The sequence below is a fragment of the Clostridium sp. ZS2-4 genome (assembly GCF_026719745.1).
Taxonomy (GTDB): Bacteria; Bacillota; Clostridia; order Clostridiales; family Clostridiaceae; genus Clostridium_H.
This window is the reverse complement of record NZ_JAPPRQ010000044.1, coordinates 91940-107994: the sequence shown is the minus strand read 5'-3', so window position 1 is coordinate 107994 and position 16055 is coordinate 91940. Positions and strand designations below refer to the sequence as shown.

The 16055-nt window shown below is 28.5% G+C and carries 12 protein-coding genes; 6 read left to right on the top strand and 6 right to left on the bottom strand.

What is annotated here, in order from left to right:
• Positions 1-35: 35 nt before the first annotated feature.
• Positions 36-827 carry a polysaccharide deacetylase family protein gene (locus OIO11_RS07630; protein WP_268070848.1) on the top strand — a complete coding sequence of 264 codons (792 nt, stop codon included), beginning with the start codon at positions 36-38 and terminating at the stop codon, positions 825-827.
• A 57-nt stretch (positions 828-884) separates the two neighbouring features.
• Here OIO11_RS07630 and OIO11_RS07625 read toward each other — a convergent pair whose 3' ends face one another.
• The 3 genes from OIO11_RS07625 to OIO11_RS07615 all read right to left on the bottom strand — a co-directional run bounded on the left by OIO11_RS07625 (position 885) and on the right by OIO11_RS07615 (position 4734).
• Entirely contained in the window at positions 885-1610 is a 726-nt protein-coding gene (locus tag OIO11_RS07625; RefSeq protein ID WP_268070847.1) for a type 1 glutamine amidotransferase, read from the bottom strand.
• Positions 1611-1685: 75 nt separating this feature from the next.
• A complete protein-coding gene (locus OIO11_RS07620; protein WP_268070846.1) occupies positions 1686-3044 on the bottom strand; it encodes a Mur ligase family protein in 1359 nt (452 codons plus the stop codon).
• A 514-nt stretch (positions 3045-3558) separates the two neighbouring features.
• Complete coding sequence (locus OIO11_RS07615; RefSeq protein WP_268070845.1) at positions 3559-4734, bottom strand: CapA family protein; 1176 nt, start codon at positions 4732-4734, stop codon at positions 3559-3561.
• A 475-nt stretch (positions 4735-5209) separates the two neighbouring features.
• Here OIO11_RS07615 and OIO11_RS07610 point away from each other — a divergent pair, with 475 nt between their 5' ends.
• The gene (locus OIO11_RS07610; protein WP_268070844.1) at positions 5210-6913 is read left to right on the top strand and encodes a tetratricopeptide repeat protein; all 1704 of its coding nucleotides are present in this window, start codon (positions 5210-5212) and stop codon (positions 6911-6913) included.
• 110 nt (positions 6914-7023) lie between these two features.
• Here the strand turns inward: OIO11_RS07610 and OIO11_RS07605 are convergent, their stop codons facing one another.
• Both OIO11_RS07605 and OIO11_RS07600 read right to left on the bottom strand, forming a co-directional pair.
• Positions 7024-7887: a YitT family protein gene (locus OIO11_RS07605; protein ID WP_268070843.1), complete on the bottom strand. Its 864-nt coding sequence runs from the start codon at positions 7885-7887 to the stop codon at positions 7024-7026.
• A gap of 289 nt (positions 7888-8176) precedes the next feature.
• Positions 8177-9103 (bottom strand): transposase, encoded by a 927-nt coding sequence (locus tag OIO11_RS07600; RefSeq protein ID WP_268070842.1) that lies wholly within the window; start codon positions 9101-9103, stop codon positions 8177-8179.
• Positions 9104-9383: 280 nt separating this feature from the next.
• Between OIO11_RS07600 and OIO11_RS07595 the strand changes: the two genes are divergently transcribed.
• Positions 9384-10142, top strand: coding sequence for a YdcF family protein (locus OIO11_RS07595; protein WP_268070841.1), 759 nt, complete (start codon positions 9384-9386; stop codon positions 10140-10142).
• A 67-nt stretch (positions 10143-10209) separates the two neighbouring features.
• On the opposite strand, the gene OIO11_RS07590 is transcribed toward OIO11_RS07595, so the two are convergent.
• Positions 10210-11058: a YitT family protein gene (locus OIO11_RS07590; protein WP_268070840.1), complete on the bottom strand. Its 849-nt coding sequence runs from the start codon at positions 11056-11058 to the stop codon at positions 10210-10212.
• Between the two features lie 484 nt (positions 11059-11542).
• Here OIO11_RS07590 and OIO11_RS07585 point away from each other — a divergent pair, with 484 nt between their 5' ends.
• From OIO11_RS07585 to OIO11_RS07575, 3 genes are all read left to right on the top strand, one after another.
• On the top strand, positions 11543-13135 hold the full coding sequence (locus OIO11_RS07585; protein ID WP_268070839.1) for an ABC-F family ATP-binding cassette domain-containing protein: 1593 nt from the start codon (positions 11543-11545) through the stop codon (positions 13133-13135).
• A 632-nt stretch (positions 13136-13767) separates the two neighbouring features.
• Positions 13768-15087 (top strand): electron transport complex subunit RsxC, encoded by a 1320-nt coding sequence (gene rsxC / locus OIO11_RS07580; RefSeq protein ID WP_268070838.1) that lies wholly within the window; start codon positions 13768-13770, stop codon positions 15085-15087.
• 17 nt (positions 15088-15104) lie between these two features.
• The gene (locus tag OIO11_RS07575) at positions 15105-16055 is read left to right on the top strand and encodes an RnfABCDGE type electron transport complex subunit D (RefSeq protein ID WP_268070837.1); all 951 of its coding nucleotides are present in this window, start codon (positions 15105-15107) and stop codon (positions 16053-16055) included.

Genomic DNA, 16055 nt, shown 5'->3' with positions numbered 1-16055 from the left:
ATAGTTATATAGGAACAAATAGAGAGGTGCTACTCATGAATAAATTATGGAGAAATATGACGATGTTAATATTTGTATGTATATTTAATATTTTATTTTCTTATTGTAATTTTGCTTTTGCAGTACCTATGTATATAAGTAAGGATGAAAGTAAAGAGAGTATACAAAAGGTAGTGTATTTAACTTTTGACGATGGTCCTTCAATAAACAATACTGGGAAAATAATCAAAATTTTAAAAGAAAATGATGTAAAAGCTACTTTTTTTATTATAGGAGCTCTAGTTGATGAAAATCCAGAAGTTTTTCAGGAATTATATAAAAATAATATGTGTATTGCTGTTCATACTTATTCCCATGACTATAACAAAATATATAAAAGTGCAGAAGCTTATATGGAAGATTTACAAAAATGTAATGATATAATTAGAAATATAACAAAAAAAAATCCCGTTTCCTATATAAGGATTCCAGGAGGAGCATATAATAAGGTTTCAAACCAGTATACTATGAATAGAATCAGGGAAATGTTAAAAGAACAACAAATAAATTATGTTGGATGGAATGTTTGCTCTAATGATGCATTAGGGAGAAATATACCAGCTTATAAAATTAAGGATAATGTTATAAAACAGAGCAAGAAAATAAGTGAAAATAGTGGAATAGTAGTTGTTCTTATGCATGATTCCTACTATAAAAAAACTACAGTAGAAGCTTTGCCGGATATAATTAAATATTTTAAGGATGAAGGATATATATTTAAAACTTTTGAAGAAATTACACCAAGAGAATATAAAGAACTAGAAAAACATAAAATTTTAAATAAATGATGAATTAAACCGCTAATTTTATTATTCACTTAAATAAAGTAGCGGTTTGATTTTTAGCTATTGTACCATTTCTCTTTTTATAATAAATTCTTTTGCTTTTAGTTCATAGGTGTCATCTAAAGGAGGTAATATGAATTTACCATATTTATTTTTAAGAGCTGATAATAATAACCTATCTGCTAGTTCAGGATTTTTCGATAATAAAGAACCATGAAAATAGGTACAATAGGTATTTTTATATATGCAGCCTTCATAGCCATCTTCACCGTTATTTCCATATCCAGCTAAAACTTTACCAAGAGGTTTTAAATTTCCTATATAGGTTTTCCCAGAATGATTTTCAAAACCAACATAGGTTTCATTAAATTCTTTATTATAGATTATAGTATTACCAATAAGCCTTTTGTTACCTGATTTTGTATATATATCCAAAGCGCTAAGCCCTTCCAGTTCTTCACCACTAGGAGTTACGTAATATTTACCAAGCAGTTGATAACCACCGCAGATTGATAAAAATACTTTATTGCTTTCAATGTATTTTTTTATTTCAACTTTTTTATTTTTCATTAAATCCTTTGAAACAATTGATTGCTCATAATCTTGGCCACCACCAAAAAACACAATATCATACTTGGAAGAGTCAAAATCATCATTTATAGAAACGTTGAATATATTAGTTTTAATTCCACGATTTTCGGATCTGTATTTTAATATCAATAAGTTTCCAACATCTCCATAAACATTTAGTAAATCAGGATACATATGACAAATATTAAGTTCCAAAATATCACCTCCAGACTAGGGATTTTACTGTAAAAATTTATTTTTAAGTGGACTTTTACTACCATAAAAAGGTTATTACCATAATTTTTTTATGTAGCCTTTATTGTTTAGAAATTTTCTAAAACTGGTCATTGCTGTATAAGTAGCCAGCATATATACCATAGAGCCATTAGTATTTTCAATGTTATTCAAAAGACATTCATAATTATCACATATAGAAAATAGCTTTTCGTTAAAGCCTGCAACCTTGAGACGTATGCCCATATCATAAAGACGTATTCCTGAAACCATTATATTGTCTATTTTCAAAGAATTAAGATTTTCAAAGTTTACATCCCAAATCCAAGAAACGTCTCTGCCATCAGCTGAATTATCATTTAAAAGCAAGGCTAGACTTTTATTTCTATCATCTAAATTGATGGAACTTAAAGCTTCATCAAACCCAGCGGGGTTTTTCACTAAGATTATCTTTAAGTTTTTATTATTTATCTTTATAAGTTCTTGACGTCCGAAACTGCAATTGAGAGTTTTCAGTGAATCATAAATAATGTAATCCGCTACTTTTAAGGTTTTTGCAATGCTAAAGGCACATAAAGCATTATAAATGTTATATGTACCAGATTGATTTATTATATATTCTGTATCATTAATTTCTACTATAGAGCCAGTTGAGGTTAAAGAGATTACTTTATTAACATAAAAATCTAATTCAGGACGTTTATATCCGCAATTGTCACAATGAAAGTCGCCTAAATGATTATAAGTTATAAAATTATAGCTGTATGGACGTTTACAATGTTTACAAAATTTTGCATCAGCATTTAATGAAAGTTTATTTTGTGCATTAATTGTAGTTTTAAATCCGTAATATAATATTTTATTTTTTAAATCTAAATTTCCTAAAAGGGATTCATCACCATTTAATATTAAGGTAGAATCAGGGGATTTTTTCACCCCATCTAGAATCTTTTCTAAGGTTGTATATACTTCACCATATCTATCTAACTGGTCTCTAAAAAGATTTGTTATAGTGATTATTTCAGGTTTTATATATTCTGTTACATATTTTACATTAGCTTCATCAACTTCGATTACTGCATAGTTGTTTTTGGGTTTGTTACCGAATCTATAATTTTTTATAAAACAAGATATTATTCCTGTATACATATTAGCGCCAGTATCATTGGTTATAACATTTTCACCATTATTTTTTAAGATGGTATAGATCATATTTGTAGTTGTAGTTTTTCCATTTGTTCCTGTTACCAACATTACATTATAGTCTTTGGCAATTTTAATTAATATATTTTTATCGAATTTAAGTGCAACTTTTCCAGGAAAATTTGTTCCACCTTTATATAATCTTTTAGATAAATGCATAATAAATTTTGAAGCAAATATTGCTAAAACAGATTTGATATTAATATCTAACACCTCCATCCTATTAAGAAATTATGTACTATTTTATGAAAAATATACTACTAATAAGATTTTATCACGTATTCAAATAAATGGAAATATTTTACTGGTAGTCGTTATTATGCACAAAATCTTATATTTCCTCATTATTAAGTATTAAAAAACAAAAAAGCCATAAACTCTTAAATGAAAAAATAAGAATTTTGGCTTTTTTACTATTCATATGACGTTAATTTTCTGAATAAAATTTATGTGTTAAACATATAATCTAAGTTAAATGTTAATTTTATGTATGTGTAATTTCTCAATTATTTCTTAATTGATCTGAAATAGCGAAGTAAATATCAGTAATGTAAAGTTCATTTTTAATATATAAGTTGCAATAAATAATAGTTATTGAATTAAAACTTCAGTGAAGTTTTTTCATGAATGGAGCATTGAACTATGATCATTGATAATTGCAATATATATTAATAAATATGTCTTTACTTTCATACATTTAATTATAAAATAGAGAATACAATACAGATTAGTGTTCTACTTTTATATTGTGGAATTCACCGTCAATTTTAAAGTCTAGATTAGGAGATATTTTATTAATTTTTTCAAGTAGTGATGTTTTTTTATCACCCTTTAATGGTGTTGGACAATAATCGTTCATGTAATTGACTGATGAAATACTGCAAGGTATTATCTTAAAATCATAAGAAGTAAACTTGTTATTAGTAAAATTAAATTTAGTTTGTATGATCATTGTATTTTTATCACTAGGATTTTTATTGCCACCAAAACAGAAGTTACCAAGACTATAGCATATAATTCTATCTTTATATTTTTCTATTCCTTCAATTACGTGAGGATGATGTCCAATAATTAAATCCGCTCCACTATCAATTGCATTATGAGCAATTGTTTTTTGTGAATCAGTAGGATAATAGCTGCCTTCTTTTCCCCAATGAAAGTTTATTACTACAATATAATTTTCAGATTTTAAAGCTTTTATATTATCTTCAAGTTTTTTACGCAAATTTTCATTATTATAAAAGCCTTTATATCCTAAAAAAGCAAATTTAATTCCTTTGATTTCTTTTTTCCAAACATAACCTTCACCAAAATAAGGAATATTTACAGCTTCAAGAGCTTTTTTAGTATCTTTGAAACCTTTGTCTAAATAGTCATATATATGGTTATTGGATAAGTTAACACCTTCAATATTTCCGCTGGTTAGTATTTTGGCGTAATCAGCAGGAGCTTTAAAAGTGAACTGCTTGTTTGCTTTTTCAGTAGAGTTTGTGAAGGTTCCTTCCAGATTTGCTGTAGTTATATCATCATTTTTAAATATTTCATATACGTTTTTAAAGAAATATGAGTAATCACTATTATTCTTTTTAAATATGTATGGTAGTGAATTTTCATAAGAAAATTTATCATCACGCCCTAAAGTACAGTCACCAATAGAAGTCAATAAAATTTCAGAATGAATTTCTTTAGGAAGGTCTTTTTTTACTTTCTCTTTTGGTTCAGGTGTTTCTATTTTCTTGGATTGTACAATATTTTGATTAGAGACGGTGTTATTATTTTTGGGGGATTTTGAAGAGTAGCTCCAAAACCCTATTGAGAATAACATTATTACAACAATTGTAGACATTAAGGTGAAACGAAGCTTATTTTTAACTTTTATCCTTCTTTTCTTTCTTTTTCTCAAAATTATCGCTCCTATCGTTAAATTAATTTTAAATTACTTCAGGTAGAGTTTGGACTCTGTTTGAATGCTAGGGAGAATAGAGGTACCAAGCTATAGAATAAAATATGTTATATGTGGACTAATACTTTTAGTGCGAATATAAATATTAAAGTATATAAGTTCCAATTAATAAAATGCATTTATAAATTTATTACAAAAACAATATTAGTGCCTTGTATATTAAGTTCTAATGAGTAGAATCATTATTGAAACCTATATATTAATTGAGTAGTATCTTATAAATTATTTAAGATAAAGCTTTTATTTAAGCAATAACATTAATTTTGAATATCAACTAAATTATAGTATAACTTAAATGCAAAATGTTAACAATAAAATGGAAAATTTCTTTTTTATTCAATTAGAGAAGTTTTGTAGCTTTTTTAAAAGAAATTTGTTAAAATAATACGTAAAGTGTTGATAAGAGGTGAGTAATATGAAATTTGATATTAATTTTAATAAAGAAAACTTAAACAAAAAAACTATAATAGGTGCAGTTGGAGCGGTTGTATGTTTAGTAATAATTATTACACTTTTTGCAACACGTAAAAGTAATATTGTAAATAAAAATGCCCAATTTGAAAAAAAAGGAGAAGAGTATTTTTATTTAGGTCAATATGACAAGGCTATAGAGGAATATAATAAAATAAAGACAGACAATTTAGAAGATGATAATAAAACATTAGCTTGGAAGAATATAAATATTGCAGAAGCATATTCGGTAAAAGGAGATAATGAAAGTTCAGAAAATTATGTGAAACTAGCACAAGTATCTAAGAATAAAGATAATAAAGTTATAAATAATATAGTATTCACTCAATTTATGAATGGAAAAATGGAAGAAGCTTTAAAATATGGGGAAGAAGCTTTAAAAGCTAATCCTCAAAATAAAGAACTAAAAAAAACTATGATTGCAATTTATATGAATGCTGGTAAAAATGGAGAGGCTAAAAAATTAGTAAAATCATATGCTGTAGATAAAAATTCTGCATATGATATGGCGGAATATTCAAGATTGCTTATGCTTATAGGTGATATGGATGGCGGATTTACTGAGCTTAGGACAGCATGGAATATTGATAAAGATGAATACAAAATTTATGATGTTTTAGCCCAGGCTTCTGTATATAACAGAGAATTAATAATAAACAGTATAAAAAAATTGCAGGAAAGAAATCCACAAGATGCGGCATATAAGATGTGGCTTGCAAAAGTATATTCTTTAAAGCCTGTAAATTCAATTGAAGCAGAACAATTAATAGGTGAACTTAAGGACAAGGATACAGGAAAAATAGAAATAAAATTAATAGAGGCTTCTGTACTGCAGAATTTAAAGAAGGACGAAGATGCTGATAAATTAATTGAGGAAGTTATAAAAAATAATAAGGATGATTATAGAGTATTTCATACTGCAGCATGGCATTATTTAAAAAAGAACGATTTAGACAAAGCAGCAGAATATTGTAATAAATCCATAGAAAAAAATAAGGATTATCCAGATAACTATGCATTTTTAATGCCGGAAATTTTAAGAAAAAAAGAAAGTAATACAGCATCAGCAGCGTATTTTAGAACAGCAATATCAAAAGAACCATATAATTATAATATCATATGTAATACTGCAAATTACTACTGGTATCAAGCTCAAAAACCGGAAAAAGCATTAGAGTATTTCAAACTTGCCAGCAGTATCAAACCAACTGAGTCAGAAATCAAATATAATATAGCTTTAATTTATTTTAATGCTGAAAAAAATAAAGAAGCGGCTGAAATTTTAGTGGAGTGTACAAAATTAAAAGATAATTCAATTAAATATCATAGAACCCTGGGGACAGTTTATCTTACTATGGGAAAATCGGAAGATGGAATAAAAGAAATAAGAAAAGCATATAAGCTTGATAAAAATGACATATTAACCTTAAATAATGCGGCATGCTACTATATTATGTATACAAATGATTTTCAAAGAGGATATTATAATTTAAAACAAGCTAGTACTGGAATTATTGAAACCACAGATGAATATACAAAAAAAGTAATTAATGATAACTTTGAAAATATTAAAGCTATAATTGAAAAAATCGAAAAAGGAAAAGGTAATGAATCTATAAAAGTCCCAGACTTCAGGCTTTTATATTAGGGTATATTAGGGGACGGTTCTTAAGATTTAATTAGGTTTTTTATAAAAATACAAAAACACACACTGAATTTTAAAATAGTGTGTGTTTTTGTATTAAATAATATATGATTTTATATACTCATAGAGGATTGTCTATAATTTCCCAATATATCACTTACGGAAGATACAGTTACAAAAGCATGAGGATCAATATACTTTACAATTTTTTTTAGAGTGTTTAATTGATTATTTTGTATAACAACATAAATAATTTTTTTATGTCCATTTGAATAAGCTCCTATAGCATCAATTATAGTAATTCCTCGTAATAATTTATTTTGGATTTCTGAAATAATTTCTTTAGGAGACTCACAAATTATCATACATTGTTTTGAAGATGAAATTCCTTCCTGAATAGTATCTAATGATTTAGTGCGTACAAAACTCATTATAAGTGCGTACATAACTGAACGAGGACCTAATACTGCTGCTACAAATAGATAAATTAATATATCTTGAATTAAAAGAATATTTGATATTGATAATGAAGGGAATTTGTTGTTTATAATTTTAGCAGATATATCAAAACCACCAGTAGATCCGCCCCCCATGAAAATTAAAGATATACCAATTCCAAGAGTAATTCCGCAAAAAATTGCAGAAAGCATAATATCCTGTGACATGATTGCTTTTAAATTAAAAGGCGTAAGTACCAAAGTAAGATAATCTATAAATATAGATGTAAAAAAAACAATAATTGCACTTCTAAAAGCAAATTTTCTACCTAAAAATTTATAACCGAATATGAAAAGGGGTAAATTTACAAGTATAATTGTTAATCCAACTGGAACTTTAAGTAAGCTGTTAAAACAAAGTGCGATACCTGTTGCTCCCCCAGATCCTATATTTGCAGGTATTAAAAATACAGATGTACCTAGTGAATATAATATGCATCCAAGAATTAACAAAACATATTCTTTAGTGGTTTGGTTCATATTTGAGTACCTCCTTAGCAGATTGTGGTTTGCTCTAAAACGTATATAATATATCATAAATAGTATGTGCTTACAACAAGAAAAGCAACACAAAATATAGGACAAACGAAAGGAAAAACGAAAGGAAAAACGAAAGGAAAAACGAAAGGAAAAACAAGGGGACGGTTCTCAACTATTCATTTAATATTGTAAATGCAGAGTGAAATTTTTCAATAATTATAAAAACTATATGTTAAATAATGTAGTACATGTCTTAAAAAAATAATTAGGGTAAGAATTATATAAAAAATTAAGCCAGTTTATGATTAAAGAAATTTATAAGTAAGTTTTTATATTTACCATCGTTAAGAAGCAGTTTGTAACCATTATTGCAAAGACGCGATATAGATGAAGGGCTGATATTACCTAATATAGCACACATTTCATGTGACTTCAAGTCACATAAATTATGCATTAATAATACGCATAATGATCTAAAAATTGATGATTTATGAGAAAACTTTATATGAATATCTGTTTCCTTAAAGTCATATAAATCTGCAATATACTTAATAATTTCTTCTGGTTTGAAATTTCTTATTACAGGTTTTGTATAACTTTTATTATTTATGGAGATATTTTTTAAAGCTAATTCATCAATTAATATGTTATCAATACTTTCGTTGGTTCTTGATTTAACAAATGAAAAATAACGAGTTGTTGCTAAAATTGGATCAGGATTAAAATAATTTAATACAAAGTATGAATCTATAATATTATAAATATCTTTCTGCTTCCCTAAATAAATTCCGAGGCTTGAATAGGAATAATTTTCAACACAATTTCTGTAACCTTTTATATCTTTTGGATTGTTATGTATATATGCTGACATACACATAATAGAAATATCAGTACAAGCTATTTTACTTTTAAATCTATCTCCAAATACATGACCTGTTCTGTGATATCTTTTATTATAATATTGAGCATAACATTGATTAATTTTATGCATGAAGTTGCTAATATCAGCTCCATTAGAATCAATTAGTAAATGTGCGTGAGTATCCATAAGACAAAAGGCATACAACTTGAAAGTATGAACTTCTTTATATTTTTTTAGTAACTTCAAATATTTATCTTTATCTTCACTATCTCTGAAAAGATTAAAATCACTTATACTTCTCATCATAATATGGTATATTGCTGTATTAGACTTTATTCTAGCTGTCCTTGGCATTATAATCACTCCTTAAATATAAATATATCTAATTATTGACAAATTAATTAGTGTTTATTCAACATTAAATTTGTTTCATGAGGGAAACCAAAAGAGAAGAACCGTCCCACAGTTTTTAACATATGTTCAGCATATGGGTATATAAATAAAATAGTATCAGTTCATTTGTTACCAATTTGATAACTGTTAAATAAAATAAAATGTTAAGATGATTTATATTATGACTAGTTATTAAATTAAGATTTAGATTTAATAAGCACTGGTAAAGGAGGATGCAGTTATGGAGAAAATAAAAGGCGTAAGTATGATTATATTAGGATTAATAAGTATTATATATTATTTTTTATTAGTTACATTTGGGGGGAAAATAAGTTTTTCTGAATTCTGGGTAATGTTTGGGGTTTTTATGCTTTTAATAGGTATAATTAAAAAATTAGATAAAAATAAAAAAATAAGAATTAATAAAAAAATAAAATTGGTATTTATTACTTTAGTTTCTATTGGAGTAGCTTCTTTTATTATTATAGAAGGATTTATAATTACTTCTGGAATTTGTGGTGAAATAAAGAAAAGTGACTACTTAGTGATTTTAGGAGCTGGATTAAGAGGAGAAAAAATGTCGTTAGCTTTAAGCAAAAGAATGCATAAAAGTTTAGAATATATAAACAAGTATCCAGATGTTAAAATTGTAGTTTCAGGTGGACAAGGACCTGGGGAAGACATAACTGAAGCAGAAGCTATGAAAAGATTTTTAATTAACCATGGAGTTAGTGAAAAAAATATTATAAAAGAAGACAAATCAACAAGTACATCAGAAAATCTAAAATATACTAAAAATAAATTAGAGCAAATTGATGGAAGAAATGATATGACAATTTCTATTGTTACTAGTGATTTTCATATGTTTAGAGCTCAATTTCTTGCAAAACGAGTAGGATTTGACACCTATGCAGTGCCTGCTAAGTTACATTTCTTATTAATACCTAATTTTTATGTGAGAGAATATTTTGCTGTTATTAATTCGTATTTTTTAAATTAAAACAAGGAAACAAGGGGACGGTTCTTGACTTTTAAGTGCTAAAAAGTCAAGAACCGTCCCCTTGTTTTTATATTGAAAGAGATTTCTGTTTAAAGTTACCTTGAATATCATTTACTGATGATACCGTAACAAATGCAGTTGGATCTATTCTATTAACTAGAGTTTTAAAAGTGTTCAATTGAAATTTTTGAATAACTACATATATAAATTTCCTATCTGTATGAGAGTAACAACCTTCTGCATTAAGTAAAGTTACTCCTCTTTCAAGCTCACTTTTTATAGCTTCTATAATCAAAGCAGGTTCTTTGCATATAATGATGCACTGACGTGAAGAGGCTATACCTTCTTGGATAGTATCTATGGTTTTAGATCTAATAAAGCTCATTATAATTGCGTACATTACTGAGTGAGGTCCTAGTGTAAATGCTAAAAAAGCATATATTATTATATCTTGGACAAGTAAAATTTTAGGAAGTTGCAAGTTTGGAAATTTATTTCTAATAATTTTACCGGATATATCGAATCCCCCTGTTGATGCACCAGCCATAAAAAGTATTGCCATTGCTATTCCTGAAATAACTCCACAAAATATAGTTGCTGTAAGCACATCACCTAAGGGTTCAAAGGAGAAATGTGCGTTAAGAAAATCTATTAAAAAAGAAGAACTAACTACAATAAATCCACTTTTAATTGCAAAATGTTTACCTAAAATATTATAACCAAAAATAAAAAGCGGAATATTCATAATCAGAGTTGTAAATCCAATAGGAAGATTAAATAGTTGATTTAATCCTAAAGAAACTCCAGTCAAACCACCAGTACCAATCTTATTTGGTACTAAAAATATACAAACGTAAAGTGAAAAAAACAAACAACCAATAATTAATAGACCTATTTCCTTACATAAAGTTTTCATGATACTTCTCCTTTTATAATATAATATTTATAATACACTAGCCATTATCTTTTAGAGCCAAGCTTAATAGCTAAATTTTGTAACTTGTTTGAATTCGGTTTAATAGTAGCATAAATAAAAGTATTACTCAAAGTGTATTTTTTTACGTTTATAGATGTTTTAAGGCTGTAGTAGTGAATTGGTAGATTTAGTGTAATTTTGGAACAGATTAATTTGAAATGCTCACGAATCCTGCAATGATGAAATATTTTGGCGGAATTAATTCAAAACTGTAAAGAGCTCTGAATTAATTTCAGTAAATTCAGTGAAAATAATAGAAAAATTATTGAATATTAAATTTATCAATAGTTAAACTTTCAAAAAAATAAGGGGACGGTTCTCAACTTTTTTATATTAAAAAAGTTGAGAACCGTCCCCTTATATATTATAATGTTTGAGAGGTTTCACGGAAGAAAAAAATTGAGTGTGGAGGAAAGAGTAATATATGATAAGTACAAGTAGAGTAAGTTTGAGGTATGGGGGACGTAAGTTATTTGAGGATGTTAACATAAAGTTTACTCCAGGAAATTGCTATGGTCTAATAGGCGCTAATGGTGCAGGTAAATCAACGTTTTTAAAAATACTTTCTGGAGAAATTGAACCTAATACAGGTGATGTAATACTTGGTCCAGGAAAAAGAATGGCAGTTTTAAAACAAGATCATTTCCAATTTGATGAGCATAAAGTATTGGATACAGTAATAATGGGACATGTTAGACTTTATGAAATTATGAAAGAAAAAGATGCTTTATACACTAAAGAAGATTTTTCAGATGAAGACGGAATGAAAGCTGCTGAGCTTGAAGCTGAATTTGCCGAACTTAATGGATGGGAAGCTGAATCAGAAGCTGCATCTTTGTTAATGGGACTTGGTATAGGAGAAGAACTTCATGAAAAGCTAATGAAGGATATAAGTGCGATGGAAAAAGTAAGGGTACTTCTTGCTCAAGCATTATTTGGACAGCCAGATGTTCTTTTATTAGATGAGCCTACGAACCATTTAGATTTAAAGTCTATAGAATGGTTAGAAGATTTCCTTCTTAATTTTGAAGGGACAGTTATAGTTATTTCACATGATAGACATTTCTTGAATACGGTATGTACACATATTGCAGACTTAGATTTTGGGAAAATACAATTATACGTGGGTAACTACGATTTCTGGTATGAGTCAAGTCAATTAGCTTTAGAAATGGCTAAGAATCAAAATAAGAAGAAAGAAGAAAAAATTAAAGAACTTCAAACATTCATTGCTAGATTTAGTTCGAATGCATCTAAAGCAAAACAAGCAACTTCACGTAAAAAATTGCTTGATAAAATAACTTTAGATGATATAAGACCATCATCAAGAAGATATCCTTTTGTGGGATTTAGTCCTGATAGAGAAGCGGGCAAGGATTTATTGAGCATTAAGGGATTAACCAAAATAATTGATGGAGAAACAGTTCTTAATAATATAGATTTCATTGTAGACAAAGGTGATAAGATAGCTTTTGTAGGAGAAAATGAAATTGCTAAAACAACATTATTCAAGATTTTAATGGGTGAAATGGAGCATGACAGTGGAGAGTATAAATGGGGTGTTACTACATCACAGGAATATTTCCCAAAAGATAACTCGGAATTTTTTAATAATGTAGATTTAAATTTAGTTGATTGGCTTCGCCAATTTTCTGAAGAAAAATCAGAAAGCTTCATTAGAGGTTTCCTTGGAAGAATGCTTTTTGGTGGTGAGGAAGCATTAAAAAAAGTTAATGTGCTTTCAGGAGGGGAAAGAGTTAGATGCATGCTTTCTAAGATGATGTTAAGCGGAGCAAATGTTTTAATATTTGATGAACCTACTAACCACTTAGATTTAGAATCTATTACAGCTGTTAATAATGGAATTATAAAATTTCCAGGAACAATTCTATTTACTTCTCATGACCATCAATTTGTACAAACAGTTGCCAACAGAATTATAGAAATTACACCAGAGGGATTAATTGATAAGAGAATGACTTATGATGAATATTTGGATAATAGAGGAAAAATGTAGGCTTAAAGAATAAAAACAAGGGGACGGTTCTTGACTTTTACGAAATTAAAAGTCAAGAACCGTCCCCTTGTTTTCTTCTTGTTATTGAAATGTCAGACAAATTTTAATATTGTGCAAATTCGCAAATATATGATATAATGTGATATTATAAAATGGGTTAAGTAGTTAATAAAAGATGTTTATAGGCAAAAACAACAAAATTACACACTAGTAAAACATGATATTTTAATATAATATAAGTTATATTAAAATATATTATACAAAGGTTAAATATATAATATATAAATGCTAACAAGTTTTGACAACAAACAACAACTTATGCGTATGAATAAATTTTGACAAAAAAGGTTTTAAAAATTACGACGTAATTATTAATTTGATACACACAAATGTAATATATTGTGATATTATATATTTGTATCAGAACTATTTTTTGTATTCTACAATGTAATTGTATACAAAACATTAATTGTTTTGATAATTTTTACAATATCTTAATTTTGTATATTATAATTATTATAATTTTTTATAATATAGAATTTATAGTGAATGTGAATTTCCTATAGATTATATTTTTGTGCGTGATATGAAGTGAACGTGCATATTTAACATTAAAGAACAGGAGGATTTATATGGAAATTTTAACTTTTAAAAAAGGCGTACATCCACCTCATGGCAAACATTTCACAGAAAATAAGCCTATTGAGGATTTACAGCCAAAAGATCTTTTAGTATTTCCTATGTCCCAACATATAGGAGCACCTGCTGAGTGCCTAGTAAAAAAAGGTGACAGTGTGTTAGTTGGACAAAAGATAGGTCAGGCTAGTGGATTTATTTCTGCAAATATTCACAGCAGTGTTTCAGGAACTGTTAAGGATGTTAAACCAGTATTAACAGCTAGTGGAACAAAAGCACTTGCAGTTATTGTCGAAAATGATGGACAGTATGAAGAAGTAGAATTTGTAAAACCTAAAGATTATCATGAAATGACAAAGGAAGAAATTGCAGGGCTTGTTAAAGAAGCTGGAGTAGTAGGTATGGGGGGAGCAGCTTTCCCAACTAATGTAAAACTTCTTCCACCACCAGATAAGAAAATTGATTCTATAGTAATCAATGCAGCTGAGTGTGAACCTTATTTAACATGTGACCACAGAATAATGTTAGAAGAAACTGAAAAGATCGTTGAAGGTCTTAAAATAGTTCTTCATATGTATCCAAATGCAAAAGGATATATAGGAATAGAGGATAATAAGAAAGATGCTATAGAAGTAATGCAAAAGGCAGTTAAAGATATTGCTAATATAGAAGTTAAGAGTCTTCAAACTAAATATCCTCAAGGTGCTGAAAAGCAATTAATTTATGCTATAACTAAGAGAGAAGTTCCATCAGGAAAGCTTCCAGCAGATGCAGGATGTATAGTGCAAAACGTTACAACTCTTCATGAAATCTACCAAGCAGTAGTACTTGGAAAACCTTCAACTACAAGAATTGTTACTGTAACTGGTGAAGCTGTTAAGGAACCAAAAAACTTAAGAGTAAGAAATGGTATGTCTTTCAGAGAGCTAGTTGATGCTTGTGGCGGATTTAATGAAGATCCAGTAAAAATAATTTCAGGTGGTCCAATGATGGGTATGGCTATATCTACTTTAGATATACCAGTTGTTAAAGCAGCATCAGGAATTCTTTGCTTAACTGCAAAACAAGCAGTATTACCTCAAGAATCAAGCTGTATTAGATGTGGAAAATGTGTTGAAGCATGTCCAATGTTCTTAATACCATCAAATATTGATTCATTAGGAAGAAGAAAAGATTTTGACGGATTCGAAGAATGTCATGGATTAGATTGTATAGAATGCGGATCTTGTACATTTGTATGTCCAGCAAAACGTCACTTAATTCAATCAATCCGTACTTCAAAGAGAACTGTTTTAGCAAATAAGAGAAAAAAATAGATAAGGAGTGAATTTTAATGGCTGAAATGTATACAGTGTCCTCATCTCCTCATATTCGTGACAACAGCTCAGTACAAACAATTATGAGAGATGTTATTATTGCATTGATTCCAGCTACACTAGCAGGAATATATTACTTTGGGCTACAGGCAGCATTAGTTATATTAACAGCAGTTTTATCTTGCGCTGTTTCAGAATGGGTATGGTGCAAACTAACTAAATCACAAAACACAGCAGTAGATTTAAGTGCAGTTGTAACAGGATTGTTACTTGCATTCAACGTTCCACCATCACTACCATTATGGATGGTTGTTGTAGGATCAATATTTACAATTATAGTTGTTAAATGTTTATTTGGTGGAATAGGACAAAATATAGTTAACCCTGCTCTTGCAGGAAGAGCATTTTTACTTGCTTCATATCCAGTTGCTATGACAACATGGACAAACCCTATAGATGGAACAACAGGAGCAACACCGCTTGCAATATTAAAAGGTGCAGAAGCAACAGGAGCACAATTACCAAGCTTAACTCAAGCTTTCTTGGGACAAGTAGGTGGATGTATAGGAGAAACTTCTGCTATTGCATTATTAATAGGATTTGCTTATCTTTTATATAGAAGAGTTATAACTTGGCATATACCAGTATTCTATCTTGGAACCATAGCAGTATTAGGAACTATCTTCGGAAGAGGTGGTTTAGGTGCTACAGCTGGTATATATGAAATAATGGTTGGTGGTGTAATGCTTGGAGGTATCTTCATGGCTACTGACTACACAACATCTCCAATGACTAAAAAAGGACAAATTATATTTGCTATTGCTGGTGGAGCATTAGCTATGATTATCCGTAACTGGGGTGGATATCCAGAAGGATGTTCTTACTCAATTCTTATAATGAACTTATTCGTGCCTCTTATAGATAAATATGTAAGACCTAGAGTATTTGGAACTGGGGAGGTGAAGTAA